General features: G+C 33.3%; 17 protein-coding genes. 4 read left to right on the top strand and 13 right to left on the bottom strand.

Going from position 1 to position 20,744, the window contains the following annotated elements; genetic code table 11:
* Positions 1 to 19 precede the first annotated feature (19 nt).
* The 8 genes from LG651_RS01225 to rplM all read right to left on the bottom strand — a co-directional run bounded on the left by LG651_RS01225 (position 20) and on the right by rplM (position 8,204).
* Positions 20 to 2,407 carry an efflux RND transporter permease subunit gene (locus LG651_RS01225; protein ID WP_226694343.1) on the bottom strand — a complete coding sequence of 796 codons (2,388 nt, stop codon included), beginning with the start codon at positions 2,405 to 2,407 and terminating at the stop codon, positions 20 to 22.
* A 47-nt stretch (positions 2,408 to 2,454) separates the two neighbouring features.
* Positions 2,455 to 3,726 carry a DUF5686 family protein gene (locus LG651_RS01220; protein ID WP_226694342.1) on the bottom strand — a complete coding sequence of 424 codons (1,272 nt, stop codon included), beginning with the start codon at positions 3,724 to 3,726 and terminating at the stop codon, positions 2,455 to 2,457.
* A gap of 130 nt (positions 3,727 to 3,856) precedes the next feature.
* Entirely contained in the window at positions 3,857 to 4,414 is a 558-nt protein-coding gene (frr, locus tag LG651_RS01215) for a ribosome recycling factor (protein WP_226694341.1), read from the bottom strand.
* Between the two features lie 53 nt (positions 4,415 to 4,467).
* Positions 4,468 to 5,175, bottom strand: coding sequence for a UMP kinase (pyrH, locus tag LG651_RS01210; RefSeq protein WP_226694340.1), 708 nt, complete (start codon positions 5,173 to 5,175; stop codon positions 4,468 to 4,470).
* Positions 5,176 to 5,305: 130 nt separating this feature from the next.
* Positions 5,306 to 6,280 (bottom strand): translation elongation factor Ts, encoded by a 975-nt coding sequence (gene tsf, locus LG651_RS01205; RefSeq protein ID WP_226694339.1) that lies wholly within the window; start codon positions 6,278 to 6,280, stop codon positions 5,306 to 5,308.
* A gap of 84 nt (positions 6,281 to 6,364) precedes the next feature.
* Entirely contained in the window at positions 6,365 to 7,135 is a 771-nt protein-coding gene (gene rpsB, locus LG651_RS01200) for a 30S ribosomal protein S2 (RefSeq protein ID WP_226694338.1), read from the bottom strand.
* Positions 7,136 to 7,362: 227 nt separating this feature from the next.
* The gene (rpsI, locus tag LG651_RS01195; protein ID WP_044632961.1) at positions 7,363 to 7,749 is read right to left on the bottom strand and encodes a 30S ribosomal protein S9; all 387 of its coding nucleotides are present in this window, start codon (positions 7,747 to 7,749) and stop codon (positions 7,363 to 7,365) included.
* Entirely contained in the window at positions 7,749 to 8,204 is a 456-nt protein-coding gene (gene rplM / locus LG651_RS01190) for a 50S ribosomal protein L13 (protein WP_226694337.1), read from the bottom strand. The genes rpsI and rplM overlap by 1 nt, the downstream gene beginning before the upstream one ends.
* Positions 8,205 to 8,530: 326 nt before the next feature.
* On the opposite strand from rplM, the gene LG651_RS01185 reads away from it, so the two are divergent.
* Both LG651_RS01185 and LG651_RS01180 read left to right on the top strand, forming a co-directional pair.
* Positions 8,531 to 10,162 carry an ABC-F family ATP-binding cassette domain-containing protein gene (locus LG651_RS01185; protein WP_226694336.1) on the top strand — a complete coding sequence of 544 codons (1,632 nt, stop codon included), beginning with the start codon at positions 8,531 to 8,533 and terminating at the stop codon, positions 10,160 to 10,162.
* Between the two features lie 96 nt (positions 10,163 to 10,258).
* A complete protein-coding gene (locus LG651_RS01180) occupies positions 10,259 to 12,208 on the top strand; it encodes a YgiQ family radical SAM protein (RefSeq protein WP_226694335.1) in 1,950 nt (649 codons plus the stop codon).
* Positions 12,209 to 13,112: 904 nt separating this feature from the next.
* Here the strand turns inward: LG651_RS01180 and LG651_RS01175 are convergent.
* Together LG651_RS01175 and LG651_RS01170 are read right to left on the bottom strand one after the other, a co-directional pair.
* Complete coding sequence (locus tag LG651_RS01175) at positions 13,113 to 13,331, bottom strand: hypothetical protein (RefSeq protein WP_226694334.1); 219 nt, start codon at positions 13,329 to 13,331, stop codon at positions 13,113 to 13,115.
* 10 nt (positions 13,332 to 13,341) lie between these two features.
* Complete coding sequence (locus LG651_RS01170) at positions 13,342 to 13,833, bottom strand: DinB family protein (RefSeq protein WP_226694333.1); 492 nt, start codon at positions 13,831 to 13,833, stop codon at positions 13,342 to 13,344.
* Positions 13,834 to 14,063: 230 nt separating this feature from the next.
* Here LG651_RS01170 and LG651_RS01165 point away from each other — a divergent pair, with 230 nt between their 5' ends.
* Together LG651_RS01165 and LG651_RS01160 are read left to right on the top strand one after the other, a co-directional pair.
* Positions 14,064 to 15,020 carry a helix-turn-helix transcriptional regulator gene (locus LG651_RS01165; protein WP_226694332.1) on the top strand — a complete coding sequence of 319 codons (957 nt, stop codon included), beginning with the start codon at positions 14,064 to 14,066 and terminating at the stop codon, positions 15,018 to 15,020.
* 142 nt (positions 15,021 to 15,162) lie between these two features.
* On the top strand, positions 15,163 to 15,723 hold the full coding sequence (locus tag LG651_RS01160; protein WP_226694331.1) for a type 1 glutamine amidotransferase domain-containing protein: 561 nt from the start codon (positions 15,163 to 15,165) through the stop codon (positions 15,721 to 15,723).
* Positions 15,724 to 15,773: 50 nt separating this feature from the next.
* Here LG651_RS01160 and LG651_RS01155 read toward each other — a convergent pair whose 3' ends face one another.
* The 3 genes from LG651_RS01155 to LG651_RS01145 all read right to left on the bottom strand — a co-directional run bounded on the left by LG651_RS01155 (position 15,774) and on the right by LG651_RS01145 (position 20,689).
* Positions 15,774 to 16,727, bottom strand: coding sequence for a bile acid:sodium symporter family protein (locus tag LG651_RS01155; RefSeq protein WP_226694330.1), 954 nt, complete (start codon positions 16,725 to 16,727; stop codon positions 15,774 to 15,776).
* 83 nt (positions 16,728 to 16,810) lie between these two features.
* Positions 16,811 to 17,671, bottom strand: a complete 861-nt coding sequence (locus LG651_RS01150; protein ID WP_226694329.1) for an N-acetylmuramoyl-L-alanine amidase — start codon at positions 17,669 to 17,671, stop codon at positions 16,811 to 16,813.
* Positions 17,672 to 17,740: 69 nt separating this feature from the next.
* A complete protein-coding gene (locus tag LG651_RS01145) occupies positions 17,741 to 20,689 on the bottom strand; it encodes a DUF3427 domain-containing protein (protein WP_226694328.1) in 2,949 nt (982 codons plus the stop codon).
* Between the last annotated feature and the right edge of the window lie 55 nt (positions 20,690 to 20,744).

The raw sequence follows: 20,744 nt of genomic DNA, 5'->3' as shown, positions 1-20,744 counted from the left end.
TTGATTTTATAAGCAAGATTTACGCTTCTTCGTCTTCTTTTGGGATAATATTTATTGATGGCTCTCGTAATACCTCTTTGTTTGCAATATTTCGCTCTAACGAAAGTAGTAGCGAAGGTAAAAGTAATAAGTTTGATAGCATAGCAAAAAGAAGTGTGGCAGATACTAAGGCTCCTAGTGCCACAGTGCCACCAAAATTAGAAATTGTAAATACCGAAAAACCAAAAAACAGCACAATAGAGGTGTAGAACATACTAACTCCAGTTTCGCGCAAAGCACCGTAAACCGACACTTTTATTTTCCAGTGATTAGCCTGCAGTTCTTGACGGTATTTAGCTAAAAAATGAATGGTATCATCGACCGAAATGCCAAATGCAATACTAAAAACCAGTATTGTTGAAGGTTTTATAGGTACGCCTAAATAGCCCATTAATCCTGCGGTTACTAATAAAGGCAATAGGTTTGGTATTAACGACACAATTATCATTCTGCCTGAACGAAACATATACGCCATGAACAAGGCTATAAGTATTATGGCTAAAGACAGTGAGACAGCAAGATTTTTAACTAAATATTTTGTGCCTTTTTGAAAAACTAAAGCTTTACCTGTCATGGTTACATTGAAACGCTCTTTTGGAAAGACTTTGTTTACTTTGGTTTGAATATCTTCTTCTATCCGTTCCATTTTATCGGTACCAATATCCTTCATAAACGTTGTAATACGTGCGTATTGACCAGTGCTATCAACAAAATTTTCTAATAAATTTACATTTGAAGTTGAGTTTTTAGCGTACGATAAAATAAAACTATTTTCTTGCGAGGTTGGTAATTGGTAAAATTTAGGATTGCCGTTGTAATAGGCTTGTTTGCTATATTTTACTAAGCTTACTACCGATATAGGTTTGGAGAGTTCTGGAATTTCAACAATTAAATTTTCGAGCTCATCCATACGTTTTAAGGTGGACAGTTTCATAACGCCTTTTTTGCGTTTTGTATCTATTACAAACTCTAAAGGCATAATACCATTAAATTCTTTTTCGAAAAAGCGTATGTCGTTAACAAATTCTGAGTTTTGAGGCATGTCTTCAATTAAGCTTCCCGAAATTCTAATCTGGTAAATGCCAATCATACTTACTATTAACAGTATTACTGCTGTAAAATAAATCGTAATACGACGTTGTTTTACCATGCGCTCCATCCAATTTACAAAACCACCTATCCAACGTTTGTTTAAATGCTCTAAATGACGCTCTTTAGGGTAAGGTAAAAAGGTGTAAATTATAGGAATAATAAGCAAGCATAATATAAAAATAGCCAAAATGCTAAGCGATGCAACGATACCAAATTCTTTTAAAAGTTTACTTTCGGTTAAAATGAAGGTTGCAAATCCAGAGGCTGTTGTAACGTTGGTCATTAACGTGGCATTCCCAATTTTAGTAATAACGCGCTGTAACGATTTTACTTTATTTCCATGTAATTTTACTTCGTGCTGGTATTTATTAATTAAGAAAATGCAGTTTGGAATTCCAATAACAATAATTAATGGCGGAATTAAAGCGGTTAAAACGGTTATTTCGTAATTAAGAGCTCCAATAATTCCGAGGGTCCACATAACACCAATTGATACGACAATTAATGAAATAAAAGTGGCTCTAAACGATCTAAAAAATAAAAAGAAAATAAGCGATGTTACCAATAAGGCGGCTCCAACAAATTTTCCAATTTCGTCTACAATGTTTTGGGCGTTTAGCGAGCGAACATAGGGCATTCCAGATACACGAACGTCTAGACTGTTGGTGGTTTCAAACGTTTCAATTTTTTTAACAAGTTCGTTAAGAACAAAGTTTTTTCTGGCAGATGTATTTACAATATCCTTTTTTAAATAAATTGCCGTTCTAACTGTTTTAGTTTTGCTATTAAATAAAAAATTATCATAAAACGGATATTTTTTAAAGAGTTCTTCTTGTAGAGTATCAATTTGACTTAAAGAAGTAATAGAATCTTTTATAAAAGGCTGCAGTTTAAATTTTTGATTGTCGGAGTCTTTTATAAGCTTTTGTAGGTCTTTTATTGAAACAACGGTTTCAACTTCTTGGTAATCTTTAAAACTATCAGCAAGTTTATTCCAGGTATTAATTTTTTCAACTGTAAAAAAAGTACTGTCTTTTACTCCAAGAATTATAAGGTTACCTTCTTCTCCAAATATTTTTAAAAAGTTGTTATAGGTAATGTTTACCTCATGATCGTCGGGTAATAAATTGGCTTCGGTATTGCTAAAACGCATGTTTTCCCACTTGGTACTAAACAAAAATGTAACAATAACAATACTAACAAGAATTATAATTTTATTACGTAAAATTAATCTTGCGATAACGTCCCAAAAATCGGTTGTAAAAAGTTTAAACATGCTAGAATTATAAGCTGCGCAAAGGTAGAAAAAAGCAACAGATTACCTCATAACGAGACGTTAAATGTGAATTTTAAGGCCACATTATCGCTTATATTTGGTAAGTGGTAAGCGCCATAGCGATAAGTAAAGCTTAAACCAAAGCCAAAAAACAATTTATTAAGTTCGAAACCCGACTCGGTATAGCCTTTGTTTAAGGTGCCAAAGCTAATGTTATTATGCTGTTCGGGATTTTCCATATTACCAATAGCATAGCGAGAAATTAATACTACTTGTGGTTTAAACCGTTGACTTATTTCGAATGGCTTTAAAAAATGTTTAAATTGAACAGTGGTAAATTTATCGGAAAAAAACTCATTGAAATACATGGTTTCAAAACTGGTTAAACCAGCTACCGAAAAACGTTGTAAAATTGTTTCTTTTGTAATGTTGTTTGGGTAAGCATGATATAAATGGCTTAAGGGAACTTCGCCTTGTGCAACACCAGAAACTAAAGTTATTTCGGAAAAAGATTTGTTGCTATTTCCAAGCCTAAAAATACTTTTGAAATCTATTTTTGAAAAGTTAAAATCACTATTAAATACGCCTTTTATGCCTTTGGTATATTGAAGCGTAATTTTTGGATAGCCTTGTTTTATACGTGTTTTACTTTCAGAGAGTTTTTCAATTTTATTAAACGGATTCCAGTTTAAAGCTAATTTAGCATTGGTAATATCGTAATTGGTATAACTATTCCCGTTTATGTTGAAACTGTATGCATAGGTAGGTTCTATTTTACTAGCTGCAAATTCCGATTCAAAAATTAGGGTTTTATGAAATTCGTGTTCTAGTGCTATTTTTTTAGTGATGTGCTTATGAAACAAATCGATGTTAAGTAAACGAGGTTCAAAAAACTGAAAAAATCTACCATCTGTTATAAATTTGGTGCTTCCTGTTTCTTGTAAATCGTCGGTATAGGCTAAATTAATCCAAGTGTTTGTGTGTTCTGAGACTCGAAAACCTCCACCAATACTGTATTTAAAACGATGGTCTCGAAACCCGTAAACTAAATAACTATTAATGCGGTATCTCTGTGAGAATTTGTTGTTGGTTTGAAAACCTAAACCGGTACGAATACCTTCGTATTGGTTAAATTTAATAAGGTAGCGTAGGTCTAAATCTAAAAATTTGGTAGGGAAAAAACCTTGGCCTAAGTGCTGTATAAATTCTTTTCTTTTAGTAGAATCTTGCTGTATTTTAACGCTATTTTCCGTTTCAAATTGAGCATGAGATGAGAAAAAGCTGATATAGCAAATAAAAATAAAGCAGCGTTTTAGCATTAGTTTTGTTGAACAAAAAAACTGTTCTAAAAGATTCTTTGAATAAAGTTATTTCAATAATTTAAAAAAATAGCCCGAATGTTTGTGTTTCAGGATAAACTTTTAAAACAGTTTTGTATTTAGTGGTATACTATACCGTCATAATCTCCTTTTCTTTTATAGCGAAAAGTTCATCAACCTTTTTAACGAAATTATCTGTCATTTGTTGCACATCAATTTCGGCGTTGCTTTTTTCGTCATCCGAAACATCGTCGGATTTTTTAATATCGTTATTCGCATCTTTTCTTGCGGTACGAATACTAACTTTGGCATCTTCTGTTTCAGCTTTTGCTTGTTTAGCTAAATCTTTACGACGTTCTTCGGTTAATGGTGGTACATTAATAATAATGGTTTCGCCATTGTTCATTGGATTAAAGCCAAGATTCGCGTACATAATGCCCTTTTCAATTTCTTGAAGCATGCCTTTTTCCCAAGGTTGCACGGTAATAGTTCGTCCGTCTGGCGTATTAACATTGGCAACTTGACTTAACGGAGTTTGTGAGCCATAATATTCTACCATGACACTTCCTAACATAGCAGGAGAAGCCTTTCCAGCTCGTATATTTACAAATTGCTTTTCTAAATGCTTTACAGCATTATCCATAGCTTCTTTAGTTGAATCTAGTATAAATTGAATGTCTTCGTTCATAGCTTTTCTTTTATAGAATTATAAAATACGCTTTTTCAAAAATTAAGCCAAATTTATAGGTTTACTTCGGTACCTACTTTTTCGCCCGATACTACTTTTAGTAAATTTCCTTTTTTGTTCATATCGAAAACAATAATTGGCAGTTTGTTTTCTTGACTTAAGGTAAAAGCTGTAGTATCCATTACCTTTAAGCCTTTTCTTAAAACATCATCAAAGGTAATGTTGTTAAATTTAACGGCTTTTTTATCTTTTTCTGGATCGGCATTGTAAATACCATCTACGCGAGTACCTTTCAAAATAACATCGGCTTCAATTTCTATAGCACGAAGTACTGCGGCAGAGTCTGTTGTGAAATAAGGGTTTCCGGTTCCTCCTCCAAAAATTACAACGCGCCCTTTTTCAAGGTGTCGCATAGCTTTTCTACGAATAAAGGGTTCTGCCACTTCATTAATTTTAATTGCCGATTGTAAACGTGTTGGTATACCAGCGTCTTCTAGCGCACTTTGCAAGGCTAGACCATTAATTACGGTTGCTAGCATGCCCATATGATCGCCTTGTACACGATCCATACCATTACTTGCTCCGGCAACACCTCTAAAAATATTACCGCCACCAATAACTATGGCAACTTCAACACCTTTGTCGGTTATTGTTTTAATGTCATTTGCATATTCTGCTAAACGGTCTGGATCAATGCCGTATTGGCGAGTTCCCATTAAGGCTTCGCCAGATAGTTTTAGAAGTATTCTTTTGTATTTCATTTGTAGCTTTCTGAAGGTTGAGCAAAACTACATAAAATTTTTATTTTATGTACAAAAAAACCACTACCTAAAAATAAGTAGTGGTTTATAATATAGATTTAATTTCTAGAATTTTAGAAACAAAAAAGTATTAACCTACAGAAGCACGTTTAAAACCTGCGATAGCAACTTCACCATAAGAAGAAACATATTCTGCAACAGTTTTCTTTTCGTCTTTAATAAACTTTTGATCTAATAAACATTGTTCTTGATCTAAAGTTGTGTTGTCAGAGATAAAACGCTCCATTTTACCTGGTAAAATTCTATCCCAGATTTTTTCTGGTTTACCTTCGGCTTGTAATTCAGCTTTTGCATCTTCTTCAGCTTGGGCTAAAACTTCTGGAGTTAATTGAGCCATAGAGATGTATTTAGGAACATTTTTTAAAGTTTTTCCTAATCTAGCTAACTCTTCATTATCTTTTTCAATAACCGCAATTCTAGCTTCAGTTTCGCTAGCCACGTATGCAGGATCGAAATCTTTGTAAGATAAAGAAGTTGCTCCCATTGAAGCGACTTGCATAGCTACGTCTTTTACTAAAACATCGGCGTTATCAACTTTTGCAGTTAAACCAACTAAAGCAGCAATTTTGTTAATGTGTACGTAAGAACCAACGTAAGCAGCTTCTAATTTTTCAAAAGAAGTGATGTCTAATTTCTCACCAATTACACCAGTTTGCTCAACTAATTTGTCGGCAACAGTCATACCATCGAAATCTGCCGCTAAAAATTCTTCTTTAGTAGAAGTGTTTAACGCGATATCTCCTAATTGGTTAGCTAATGCTAAGAAATTTTCGTTTTTACCAACAAAGTCAGTTTCACAACCTAAAACAATGGCAACACCAGCAGTTTGGTCGTCGTTTACTTTAGCAACAGCAGCACCTTCAGATGAATCTCTGTCAGCTCTTTTTTCTGCTACTTTTTGTCCTTTTTTACGTAACACTTCGATAGCTTTATCGAAATCTCCTTCGGCTTCAACTAAGGCTTTTTTGCAGTCCATCATTCCTGCGCCAGTTGCCTGTCTTAATTTATTTACTTCAGCGGCTGTAACTTTTACTGTAGTACTCATAGTAGTTATAATTTAAAAAAGTCGTTCAATTTATTTCACAAAGAAAAGAACTAAACGACTTATTTATGTTTTGTTAATGTTATTTTATTCTTCTTCTTCGTTAGCTGCAACAGCTTTTTTAGCTTTAGGCTTTGCATCGCCTTTTTCAGCTGCAGAAGCTTCTTTTTCAGCTTTACGTTCTGCTAAACCTCCAGCGATTGCAGACGAAACGTAAGTTAAAATTTTATCGATAGATTTAGAAGCATCATCGTTTGCAGGGATAACGTAATCTACTTGACGTGGATCTGAGTTTGTATCAACCATTGCAAAGATTGGAATGTTTAATTTTTGAGCTTCTTTAATCGCGATGTGCTCACGTTTAATATCTACAACAAAAAGCGCACCTGGTAAACGAGTCATGTCGCTAATAGAACCTAAGTTTTTCTCTAACTTAGCTCTTAAACGATCTACTTGTAAACGTTCTTTTTTAGATAATGTGTTAAAAGTACCGTCTTTCTTCATTCTATCAATAGAAGCCATTTTTTTAACAGCTTTTCTAATAGTAACGAAGTTAGTTAACATACCACCAGGCCAACGCTCAGTAATGTAAGGCATGTTAATTCCGCCAGCTTTTTCAGCAACAACATCTTTAGCTTGCTTTTTAGTTGCAACGAATAAAATTTTACGTCCAGAAGCTGCAATTTTAGCAAGAGCTGCTCCGGCTTCATCAATTTTAGCCGCTGTTTTGTAAAGGTTTATAATATGAATGCCGTTACGCTCCATATAAACGTAAGGCGCCATGTTAGGGTCCCACTTACGTGTAAGGTGTCCAAAATGTACACCTGCTTCAAGTAATTCTTTTACTTCTACTGCCATGTTTGTAATAGTTTACGTTCTGTTGATTAGCAATGTTCCAATGTTATTGGCTTCATTTAGATGCTAAACTAAACCTGCTTTTTCAAGCTAGGTAACAACAATAACTGTTTTTAATTTAATCTTAAGTTTTGAAGGTTATCTCCAAAACTTAAGAATTTATTTGTTTTAATGTTTTGAAAATGTTGGAGTAACTGGTAAACAGATACTGTAACAAGTTCAGGGTAATATTAACGTTTAGAGAACTGGAATTTCTTACGTGCTTTCTTCTGACCGAATTTCTTACGTTCAACCATTCTTGGGTCTCTAGTTAATAATCCTTCTGGTTTAAGCGTTAATCTGTTTTCAGCATCTAATTCGCACATTGCGCGAGAAATTGCTAAACGAACAGCTTCTGCTTGTCCAGTAATACCACCTCCATATACATTTACTGTAATATCAAAGTTGCCATCATTGTTAGTCAAAACTAAAGGTTGCTTTACTTTGTACTGCAAAGGAGCCGTAGTAAAGTAATTAGTTAAGTCTTTTTTGTTAATCGTTATGTTTCCGCTACCAGCAGCAACATATACACGAGCAACAGCCGTCTTTCTACGGCCGATTTTGTGAATTACTTCCATTAATTAAATTCGTTTAAGTTTATTGTTTTTGGCTTTTGAGCTTCGTGTTTGTGCTCTGTACCAACAACAACTGTTAAATTACGGAATAAATTTGCACCTAATTTGTTTTTAGGCAACATTCCTTTTACTGATTTTTCAACAACACGAGTTGGGTTTTTACCATACAACTCTGTAGCTGTTAAACTTCTTTGACCTCCTGGATATCCAGTGTGACGTAGGTACGTTTTATCGTTCCATTTGTTACCAGATAACGTGATTTTTTCTGCATTGATAATAATAACATTATCTCCGCAATCAACATGAGGTGTGAAGTTTGGCTTGTGTTTACCTCTTAGTAGCTTTGCTACCTTAGAAGCTAAACGACCAAGCGGCTGTCCTTCAGCATCAACTAAAACCCACTCTTTATTTACAGTAGCTTTGTTTGCTGAAATCGTTTTGTAGCTTAATGTATCCACACTAATTGATTTTTAATTATTAAACATTCCTCTCTCAAAAAGAGTTTGCAAATTTACGATAAACTATTGGATTAGCAAATTCTATTTAAATGTTTTTTTGTGTTGAAAATCAGGCGCTTTAATCCAGTAGTGATTATCGTTATTTAACAGGTTTCATTGAAATTAATCATTTTTACATTATTAAACTCTAAGAAATAATTAAAATTTTACTAATGGTTAGTGATTTTTGTAGGGCTTTATAATTATTAAAAAGTATTTTTTAGTTAACAAAAATGAAAGATTTATTTTTTGGCTTTTAGTAGTTTTGCGCTTTTAAAAATGTAATTATGATTTCTGTAGATAATTTAGTTGTAGAGTTTAGTGGTCATACCTTATTTAGCGATGTGTCTTTTACCATTAATGAGAATGATAAAATTGCCCTTATGGGAAAAAATGGTGCTGGCAAATCTACAATGATGAAAATTATTGCAGGTGAACAAAACCCTACTAAAGGACATGTGCGAGCACCAAAAGATGCTGTAATAGCTTATTTGCCTCAGCATTTATTAACCGAAGATGATACCTCAGTTCTAGAAGAAGCATCCAAAGCATTTAGTCATGTTTTTGAAATGCGAGATGAAATGGATGCGTTAAATAAGCAACTTGAAACTAGAACGGATTACGAATCTGATGAGTACATGAAAATCATTGAGCGCGTATCAGATTTAGGTGAAAAATATTATGCTTTAGAAGAAGTAAATTACACGGCCGAAGTTGAAAAAGCCCTTAAAGGTTTAGGTTTTAAACCTGAGGATTTTAATAAACCAACTAGCGAATTTTCTGGTGGATGGCGCATGCGTATTGAGTTGGCTAAAATTTTACTTCAAAAGCCTGATTTAATTTTGCTTGATGAGCCAACCAACCATATAGATATTGAATCGGTAATATGGCTAGAAGATTTTTTAGTGAATAAGGCTAAAGCAGTGGTCGTGATTTCGCACGATAGAGCGTTTGTAGATAACATTACAAACCGAACTATTGAAGTAACAATGGGGCGTATTTACGATTACAAAGCAAATTACACCCATTATTTGCAGCTTCGAGAAGACAGAAGAGCGCATCAAATAAAAGCCTACCAAGAGCAACAAAAGTTTATTGCCGATAACCAAGCGTTTATTGAGCGTTTTAAAGGCACCTATTCTAAAACCAATCAGGTGGCATCTCGAGAACGTATGCTAGAAAAACTTGAAATTATTGAAATTGATGAGATTGACACATCGGCGTTAAAGCTGCGTTTTCCGAAAACGCAACGTTCGGGCGATTATCCTGTAACGGTAAAAGATGTATCTAAATCGTTCGATGATCATGTGGTGTTTAAAAATGCAAACATGTCGATTGCTCGTGGCGAAAAAGTGTGTTTTGTTGGTAGAAATGGTGAAGGAAAATCTACGATGATAAAAGCCATTATGGGACAAATTGATGTAGAAGGCACTTGCGCACTTGGTCATAATGTTCAAGTGGGTTATTTTGCGCAAAACCAAGCCGCACTTTTAGATGAAGACTTGACTATTTTTCAAACGGTTGATGAAGTTGCAAAAGGCGATATTCGTACGCAAATAAAAAATATTCTGGGTCGTTTTATGTTTAAAGGCGACGATATCGATAAAAAAGTTGCTGTGCTTTCTGGTGGTGAAAAAACCAGGTTAGCCATGGTGAAGTTATTATTAGAACCTGTAAACCTATTAATTTTGGATGAGCCAACCAATCATCTCGATTTAAAATCGAAAGATGTTTTAAAAGAGGCTTTAAAAGAGTTTGATGGTACTTTAATTTTAGTATCTCACGACCGTGATTTTCTTCAAGGCTTATCAAAAAAAGTGTTCGAATTTAAAAATCAACGGGTTATTGAACATTTTGAAACTATTGATGATTTTCTAGAGCGTAACCGAATAGAAAACATTAAAGCACTCGATTTATAATTTTTCACTAAAATATACTTCTATTGTGTTGCATTTGTGTGGTTTAACAGGTGTGTTTGCAATTAAGTAGTAATTTCTATTTACCTTTGTGCCGTTATGCAAGAAGAATTAAGACTTTCTAGTTGGTTACCTACCACAAACAAAGAGGTGAAAATTCGCGGATGGGAAGAACTCGACGTTATCCTGTTTAGCGGTGATGCTTATGTAGACCATCCAACCTTTGGTCCAGCAGTAATCGGACGTTTGTTAGAGAGTTTCGGACTAAAAGTCGCTATCGTGCCACAACCTAACGTTAACGATAATCTTCAGGATTTTGTCAAGTTGGGTAAACCACGTTTATTCTTCGGTGTTACAGGAGGTTGTATGGATCCTATGATTAGCAACTATAACGCTAATAAAAAACGTCGCGATAAAGATGCCTACACACCAAATGGTGAAATAGGTTTTAGACCAGATTATGCATCTACGGTTTATAGTAAAATTTTAAAAGAAAAATGGCCAGATACACCGGTTTTAATTGGAGGTATTGAAGGCTCTTTACGTCGTGTAACACATTACGATTATTGGAGCGACCAATTAATGCCAACCATTTTAGAAACCTCTAAAGCCGATATGTTGGTGTACGGAATGGGCGAACAACCACTTCGTGAAATTGTCCGTTTACTAGAGCGTGGTGTACCTTTCAATAGCATTAATACTGTTAATCAAACAGCGATTCTTATTAATGATGAAAACGATATTCCTAAAAATAAAAATTGGGAAGATGTTGAAATCGCTTCACACGAAACCTGTTTAAAAGATAAAAAGGCTTACGCATCTAACTTTAAAGTAATAGAGCAAGAGTCCAATAAATTAGCTGCAAGACGTATTTTTCAAAAGGTAGGTAATAAGATGCTGATGATAAATCCGCCTTATCCTACAATGACGGAAGCCGAAATTGATGCCTCTTTCGATTTGCCTTACACGCGTTTACCACACCCAAAATACAATAAGCGTGGACCAATTCCTGCTTACGAGATGATAAAAACGTCTATAAATATTCATCGTGGATGTTTTGGTGGCTGTAGTTTTTGTACCATTTCGGCACACCAAGGAAAATTTATAGCGAGTCGAAGTAAAGAATCTATTTTAAATGAAGTTGATAAAGTGGCGAATATGCCCGATTTTAAAGGCTATTTATCTGATATTGGTGGGCCAAGTGCAAACATGTACCAAATGAAAGGTAAAGTACAATCTATTTGCGATAAATGTGTTGCACCAAGTTGTATTTCGCCAGTAATTTGTAGCAATTTAGATACGTCTCATAAACCGTTAACCGAATTATATCAAGCGGTTGATAGTCATCCGAAGGTGAAAAAATCGTTTATCGGTTCTGGAATTAGACACGATATGTTGGTGCCAGAATTCAATAAAAATGCCGACCCAAAAGAGTTAGACGATTACACAGAAGAAGTGATGACAAAGCACGTTTCTGGTCGACTAAAAGTAGCGCCAGAACATACCAGTGACCCAGTTTTAAAATTAATGCGTAAACCGTCTTTTAGTTACTTCCATAAGTTTAAGGAGCGTTTCGATAAAATCAATATCAAGAATAAACTGAACTTACAGTTAATTCCGTATTTCATTTCAAATCATCCTGCTTGCGAAGTTGAAGATATGGCTAATCTTGCTGCCGAAACTAAAAATATGGGCTTTCAGTTAGAGCAAGTGCAAGGTTTTACGCCAACACCAATGACCGTGGCTACGGTAATTTACTATAGTGGTTATCATCCGTACACACTTCAAAAAGTAAATACACCAAAAACTAGAAAAGAAAAAGACGAACAACATCGTTTTTTCTTTTGGTATAAAGATGAAAACAAAACTTGGATTAAAAACAAGCTTAATAAATTAGGGCGCCAAGATTTACTTGATGTTTTACTTCCTAAAAAGGAAGAAAAATGGCGTAAAAATAAGCCAGGTAAAACCAAAAACACCTTTAATGATGCTGTACCTTTTAATCAACGAAAAAATAAGGTGAAGTATAAGAAGAAGCGTAGAAAGTAAATTTCAAGATTAATTATATTTCTAATTGCTTTATTGTTGTTGCTTTAAATTGGAATTTATAAAATTTAAACTAACAGTTTTCTTCCTAAATAGGACAGATCAAGGGAGATGTAAAGTTTAAGTACACACCCCTGATTCCCCTCTTTATAGAGGGGACACTCAAGCCTTTTATTTTAGGCTTAGTGTATAATTATTAGAATACGCCTTTATATTAAAGTATATATTTTTTTCTGAGCGCTATCAAAATAAAATTAAGCTAACAGTTTCCCTCATAAAAAAGAGGAATTAAAGGAGGTGTAAAGTTTAAGAACACACCCCTGATTCCCCTCTTTTTAGAGGGGACACCCCAGCCTTTAATTTAAGGCTTAGTGTATAATTATTAGAATACACCTTCATATTAAAGTATATATTTTTTCCTTATTGCTATCAAAATAAAATTAAGTTACAGTTTCCTTCCTAAATAGGAGGGATTAAAGGAGGTGTAAAGTTTAAGAACACACCCCTGAATCCCTCTTTTTAGAGGGGACACTCAAGCCTTTTATTTTAGTCTTAGTGTATAATTATTAGAATACGCCTTAATATTAAAGTACATATTTTTCTGAGTGCTATCAAAATAAAATTAAGCTAACAGTTTCCCTCATAAAAAAGAGGAATTAAAGGAGGTGTAAAGTTTAAGTACACACCCCTGATTCCCCTCTTTTTAGAGGGGACACTCCAACCCTATAATTTAAGGCTTGGTGTATAATTATTAGAATACGCCTTCATATTAAAGTATATGTTTTTTCTGAGTGCTATCAAAATAAAATTAAGCTAACAGTTTCCCTCCTAAAAAGGAGGGATTAAGGGAGGTGTATGAGCTAAAAATCATTTTAAATCTAAATTTTAATAAATGGTTAGTTCGCTTTCAAACCAATTCTTCACAATAAAAACCAAAGCTTTTAAATAGTTGTAAAATGGAATTGGGAGCGACGGTTTTTGTTTCAACTCGAAATATATTGTCACAATCTTCCAAGTCGAAATTCCAGTAATCATTTTTAGCAATTAAAGTGTTTAATACAGGTTTTAACTGTTTAATTTCACCTTTTGATGTTATAGATGTTTTAAAAACTAAAACAGAATTCATAAGATTAATTTTAGCGTTCGTAAAAGAAAGGTGGTTCAATATTTAAAGCACGCAAGTACACATAGGCTTGTCCGCGATGATGAATTTCATTATCAATAAAATAAAAAATGGATGACCATACGGTGCCTTCAAATTGCCCAAAACTTTTAATGCTATCTTGAAATTGTTCTGGTTTAATTTGAGCCCAATACGTGTTAATGTCCTCGGTAGATTTATCCCATAATTCTAAAATTTTAGCTTTTTTATTGCCGTGTTCTATGTTTTCAATTAATTGAGCGGTTTTTCCGGTGGCAATTTCTTTGGTTCCGGGAGCAGCAATTCCTAAAAGTTCCATAACCATTTCGGCAAAGGTGCGCATACCTCCAATGGAATAATTAAAGAAATTGTCTTCTGGAAAAGCTTCAATAACACGCCGTGTTAAACTACGGTGTCCTTGCCAATGTGCTAATAATTGTTCTGGTGTAATAATGGATGAAAATGTGTTGTTTACGATGGTTTCCATGATTGTAAATTTTATTGTTTTTGTTATTTGAAATCAAAAGTAAATTGGCTTGGTGACAGCTTTATGTCAGTAGTGGGAAAATAAATTTTCAAAACTTTACTGCTGACAATCACCTGTCATACACCGCCTATATTTTTGCTTGTTACAACTAATGAAATACTATGTTGAAGGATAAATTACATACAAACTTCAACCTGAAAACCTATCTTTGGGATATATGTTACAGCATTATGAGTTTAGACACGGTAAAACGGTTTGATAGAATTGTGGCCATACTTATTCAATTACAATCCAAACGTATTGTAAAAGCCCAGGAGTTGGCCGATAGATTTCAAGTAAGTTTACGCACTATTTATCGCGATATTCGTACGCTTGAAGCTTCGGGAGTGCCAATAGTTAGCGAAGCAGGTGTTGGTTATTCAATAATGGAAGGCTACCGTTTACCGCCTGTTATGTTTACGCGTGAGGAAGCAGGAAGCTTTGTGGCGGCCGAAAAGCTAATGCAAAAGTATGTCGATAAATCGTTAGGTAATTATTACGAATCGGCGATGCTTAAATTAAAATCGGTGCTTCGAGGTAGAGAAAAAGATTGGATTTCGGCATTAGAATCGCAAATAATTGTCGATCCTTCGCATAAATTATTTAACGACGATTTACCAAATGCACTAGAGGTTTTGTTTGAAAGTATTGCAGAAAAGCGTCAAGTCTATTTGAAATATCAGGCTTTAAATAATGAAACGCCAACCGAACGCTATGTCGAGCCTGTTGGCATTTATCAAGAAAGCGGGTTCTGGTATGTTTTAGCATTTTGTCATCTTCGAAATGACTACCGACAATTTCGAACCGATAGAATGCAAGGTATTAAAGCTACACAACAAAGTTTTACAAGAGAACATGTTTCTTTAGACGACTACCGAAGCAAATCGGATAATGTAGAAAAAACTAAAGTGGTTATTCAGGTAGATAAAACGGTGGTGCGGTTTATAAATAACAGCAAATGGCAACATGGTTTTGTGTCGGAAAAAATAAAAGGAAATTTTGTTGAAATGACATTTTTAACCCCTTATGTAGAACATAGCTTTTTACGCTGGTTCGTTGTGTTTTCCGATTATGCTAAAATTATAGAACCCTTAAACTTAAAGACTAAATTAAAAGATGTTTTAGAGAAAGCGATTTCTAATTTATAATAAAAATTGATGTTTGACTCTTTTAATTTTTAATTAACAAATCCTGTTAAGTCTAGGTTAATCCGTTCGTAATATTTGGTTTCGGGGAATATATCCATTAGTTTGAATGGAGAAATATTAACCCTAAAAATCACAAATGAAAATGGAAAATTTAGAGAAAAAAACCGTTGCAATTTTAGCAACCAACGGATTTGAAGAAAGTGAATTAAGTGAACCTAAAAAAGCCCTTGAAGAAGCCGGTGCCGATGTGCATATCGTGTCTTTAGAATCTGGCGAAATTAAAGGTTGGAAAAATGGTAATTGGAGTAATTCTTATAAAGTAGATAAAACTTTAGATGAAGTTTCGCAAAGCAACTACAATGCGTTAATGTTACCGGGCGGACTTATTAACCCTGATTTATTAAGACGAAACGATAAAGCCATTGGTTTTGTAAAATCGTTTTTTGAAAACAAAAAACCAGTTGCAGCAATTTGTCATGCTCCATGGTTGTTGGCTGAAGCCGATGTTTTAAAAGGACGTAAAGTAACCTCGTTTAGTTCTATTAAAACAGATATTGAAAACGCAGGTGCTCATTGGGTAAATCAAGAAGTGGTTGTAGACGAAGGTTTAGTAACCAGTCGTTCTCCAGAAGATTTACCAGCATTTAATAAAAAATTAGTAGAAGAGGTTTACGAAGGTAAGCACGAAATGCAAACTGCATAATATTAATTAAACACTCAAATAAAAAAGCAGGAATTTAGTTCCTGCTTTTTTTATATTTTATTTTTTGCTTTTTTGGCGGCAATAACGCTTATGGTTAAAATTTGAAAAGCGTGAAATAACATTACCGGAAGTAAAATAATGCCTAAAAACGATGCGTTTTGAAACAGTATTTTAGAGAACACGGTACCGTGAACTAAAGATTTTTTTGTTCCGCAAAATTGGGCAGTAATTTTATCTTCTTCATTAAATTGAAGTTGCTTGCTAATAAAACCAATTAAGAAGTAAATTGTAAAAAATAGTAGAACAGCTATTATAAATACACTAGCCAACATTGGTAAGCCTAAACCATTAAAAATGCCATCGGAAAAGGATTTTGAAAAACTTTTATAGATAATAAGTAGTATAACGCTTTTATCGAACAGTGTTAAGTAGTTTTTGTGTTTTATGGCAAAGCTTCCTAAAAACCTGTGCAGAAATAGCCCTAAAATTACTGGTGCTAAGATTTCTAAAAATAAGTTTTTATAAACAGCAACTAAACTGTAATCAGGCGTATTAGAGTTTAGAAATAATCCCATCCAAATGGGTGTAACTAAAACCCCAATTAATCCCGAAATACTAGCGTTAAAAATAGCAGCGGTTATATTGCCTTTGGCGATAGAAACCATAACCACAGACGACGAAACGGTTGATGGTAAAGCGGCTAAAAATAAAAAACCTAACCACAATGTTTTATTGGTTTCATTAACCCAAGGGTAAAAACACAAAACAATTAAAGGGAAAATTAAAAATGTTGTAGCCTGAACTAAAAGATGTAATTTCCAGTTTTTTAAACCAGCCTTTATTTTTTCTGGACTCAATTTAAGTCCGTAAAAAAAGAAAATTAACGAAACACCTATGCTTCCAATAGTGTTTAATGGCAAATCCTTTCCAGCATTAGGAAAAAAATAAGCAAATAAAACCACAATTATTATGGCAATAACAAATTTATCAATCTTAAAATTCATAAAAATTAAGCTTCAGTTATATTCTTAATTAAAGTAAGCGCAAAGCAATAATTATTTTAATTAAATCAGCTTTAATTTAATATTTATTTAAGCGTTAAAATTTCATCTTCAAGTAAAATCAATATTTTTTTATCCTTTTCGGAAAGCGTTTTCGATACATCACTCGGGTTAAAATGAAGCTTAAACGAATAAATAGCGTTTTCAAGATTACTAATATTGTAGCCAATAAATTTTAATGCTTTTTTAGGATTGAAGGCGCTGTCGATAACTACTGAGTCTAGTTTGGTTTCGTCGTACCAAATGCCATAACCACTTTCGGCAAGGGTTTTCCAAGGGAATAAAGCGCTTGGGTCTACTTTACGCCCTGGAGCAATATCGGCATGACCAATTATGTTTTGTTTTGGTATTTTATACTTTTCGGTTAGGTTTTTTAGTAGCCAAGTTAAATTGTTTATTTGTGCGTACGAAAACGGTTCTTCGCCATCATTATCTAATTCAATACCAATAGAAACGCTGTTTAAATCGGTTACATTTCCCCAGGTAGAATTTCCAGCGTGCCAACCGCGAAGTAAATCGTTAAGCATTTGGGTAATGGTGCCATCATCGCAAATTACATAATGCGAACTAACTTGTGTACGTTGTAAAGCAAAAGTTCGGTAGGTTTGTTCACAGCTTTCTTGGTCGGTGTGATGAATTATTATAAAATTAGGCTTCCGTAAACTAAAGTTTTGCGATTCTATAACATTAAAAGCTTGGGTGTTTATAGAATCCGGCTGAATATATCTTAAGCTTTTACCTAAAGTTTTGGCTTGCTTTTTATATGCTTTTTTAGATTCTTGGTATATGTTTTTGGAGCAGCTTAAAATGAGTAAAAGCACTAATGTTATTAATAAGAAAATTAACTTTTTGATGTAATAACTTGCTATAAAAGTTTTGTGTTTCAAGATGAATGTTTTTATAAATATATGTTTTTGAATGATTAATTATTCTGGTGTTTTATGAATTTATTTGCACTATCCTACAGAAAGTTTTGCAGCATCTTTCCAAAGATAGTTTGGCATAGGCTCGTTTAATTCCCAATTTATACTCATGGGTTTTGAACCATAATAGTCTTTTAAATTCCCTTCACCTATGAAAACGTAACCTTTTGTGTTTCCAAATTCATCTTTTGCTTTTTCACGAACAAAAAGTAAGATTCGTTTATTTTCTTCTTGGTGTTTTATATAGGACAGTCCTTTTCCTTTATCGGGTCTTGCAGAGTTTTGCGTTTGCCAATGAAATAGTAATTCATTTACTGCGTAATCATCATACATCGTAGTTGGCGAAAAGTTCTCTTCAGATTTTATAAGGTTGATAAAAAGTAATTCGGTATTTAAGTCTTTATTCAATGCAGTTCCTTCGCGATTAGATGATTTTTTGCTAAAACTACTAAATTTAAATGCAGCTAAAATTTGGTCTCTTGTGTAGCGATTATGTAATTTTAAAGGTTGTTTGTAAGGAAGTTTAATTGGTAGCTCTTTAAAGTCTATTTTATTTATTAAAAACTCTAAAACTTCCTTTATTTCTTCAACTAAAATGGGGTTAGTTCCTATTTGATGTATGCTTTTTTCTAAAGAATCAAAACCACCTTCTTTCTGCCAAACATCATAATGCAACATTAAAAGCATAGTTTTTTCATTGTCATTTAAATTTGAAATGCTTACCATAAAATTCTGTTTTGCAATTTTTAAAATGAAAGAGAAATAGCTTAATGAATTTGTTGACAACCATTTGTTTGAAATGGCTGAAACAATATCTTTTTCGTTTTTCGAATTAAAATTTTCTATTTTTCCTGCTAATTGACATAAACGTTTCCAACTTCCTCTTTTATAAATATATTGAATTGCAATATTATAAAATGTGCTAAAGTTTCCTATTGTTAATGGTAAATGTGTTTCGTTTTGAAATTGTTGTATTCTTTGAATTAGTTTGGTTTTATTTAATGATGTTACAGCTGTTATATTTTTAAGAATTGTTTCTTTTGTCTTTTTTTCTAAAATGATAGAGCAGCCTAAAGGAAGATGAGGAAAATCGTCTTCAACTTCTTTTTTTACAGTAGTATTTGTTTTACCAATTAATGCTCTAAACTTGTGCTCAAAATTATATTCTGGTTTAGAATTACCAACAAAATCTAAAACGGTTAAGCAGTCTTTATCTTCATGAAGTCTCAATCCTCTTCCAAGTTGTTGTAAAAATATGGTTAAACTTTCTGTTGGTCTTAAAAAAAGTACAGTGTCAATTTCAGGAATGTCAATTCCTTCGTTAAACATATCAATAACAAACAGATAATTGATTTCTCTTTTTTCTAACTTTATTCTAATTAAATCTCTTTCTTTGCTATTGTTGCTGGTTAAATAATCGGCTTTAAATCCGGCGAGGCAAAATTTTTCTGCCATATATTTAGCGTGTTCCATGGAAACACAATAACCTAATGCTCTTACTTCACGACTGTCTTTAGTATATTTTTCGAGTGCGTTAATTATTTCACTAACTCTTCTATCGTTTTCAGTGTATAAATTTGTTAATTCACTAGCAACATATTTTCCTCTAGACCATGTAATATTCGTTAAGTCAACACTGTCGGTTATTCCAAAATATTGAAATGGGCAGAGTAACTTTCTATTCATTGCTTCTGGCAATCTTATTTCTGCTGCAATCCTATTATCAAAATCTTCAAGGATATTTTCCCCGTCCATTCTTTCAGGTGTTGCTGTAAGACCAAGTAAAATTTTCGGTTGAAAATAGTCTATTAATTTTCGGTAACTATTCGCTTTTTGATGGTGACATTCATCTATGATAATGAAATCGTAAAAATCCGGATTTAGGTTGTAGTTTTTATATTGATTTTTAACAGATTGTACGGAAGCAAATACGATTTCAAAATTATTTGGAACTAAACCATCAACCCATAATTCGCCAATATTATTATTCTTTAAGATACTTTGAAAAGTAGATAATGATTTTTGTAATATTTCTTTTCTATGAGCCAGAAATAACAACTTTGCAGAAGAATTGTTTTGTCTAAAACGTTTGTAGTCGAATGCTGAAATAACTGTTTTACCTGTGCCTGTTGCGGCTACAACCAGGTTTCTATAGTGATTGTGTGTTTCTCTTTCAACTTCTAACTTTTCTAAAATTTCGTTTTGATAAGGAAAAGGTTTTATGTCAAAAAATGTTGTGTTTATTTCTTGCGGTTTGCTAAACTTACTATACTTGAGTGCACTTTGTAGTTTTTCTTTATGTATAGCATCATCAAAAATTTCAAAATCTTCACTGTGCCAATAGGCATCAAATGTTTTTTGGAATTTATTAATAACGTGATTTACTTCTTTAGTTGTAATTTTTAAGTTCCATTCTAGTCCATCTGTTAATGCAGATCGGGAAAAATTTGAAGATCCAATATATGCAGTATGAAACTCTGAATTTCGATAAAACAAATAAGCTTTAGCGTGTAACCTTTCGTTACTTGTATTGTACGATATTTTTACTTGAGTATTGGGAAGTTTTGATAATAACTGCACCGCCTTATAGTCAGTTGCACCAACATACGTTGTGGTTATAACTTTGAGTTTTCCCCCTCGTTCTGTAAATTCTCGAAGTTCTTTTTCAAGAATTATAATTCCTTTAAATTTTATAAATGAAACTAATAGGTTAATTTGATCTGCGGATAAAATTTCTTTTTTTAGTTCACTTTCCAAGGATAAACCAGAATTCCCACCAGTAAACAACTCGCTATGTGTTAGTCTTGTGTAGGGTGTTATTTCTTTTAGCCTTAAATCTAAATCAGTGTAACTTGAATCTAATTTACTGAATACAGCTTTCAGAATTTTGCCTTCTGCATCAATTAAATCGCAATCGAAATCTTGCTTGTTTATTTCGTCTTTTAATAGTTTTAAAATTTTATTGGCAATCTCAATTTGCAATTCAGGCTTTCCTTTAATGAGTTGGAAAGCATTGTTACAAGCTATTGCTAAATGT

Source organism: Neotamlana sargassicola (assembly GCF_020523965.1).
GTDB classification, from domain to species: Bacteria; Bacteroidota; Bacteroidia; order Flavobacteriales; family Flavobacteriaceae; genus Neotamlana; species Neotamlana sargassicola.
Note: the sequence above shows the minus strand (reverse complement) of the source record. Positions and strands in the feature narration are given on the sequence as shown.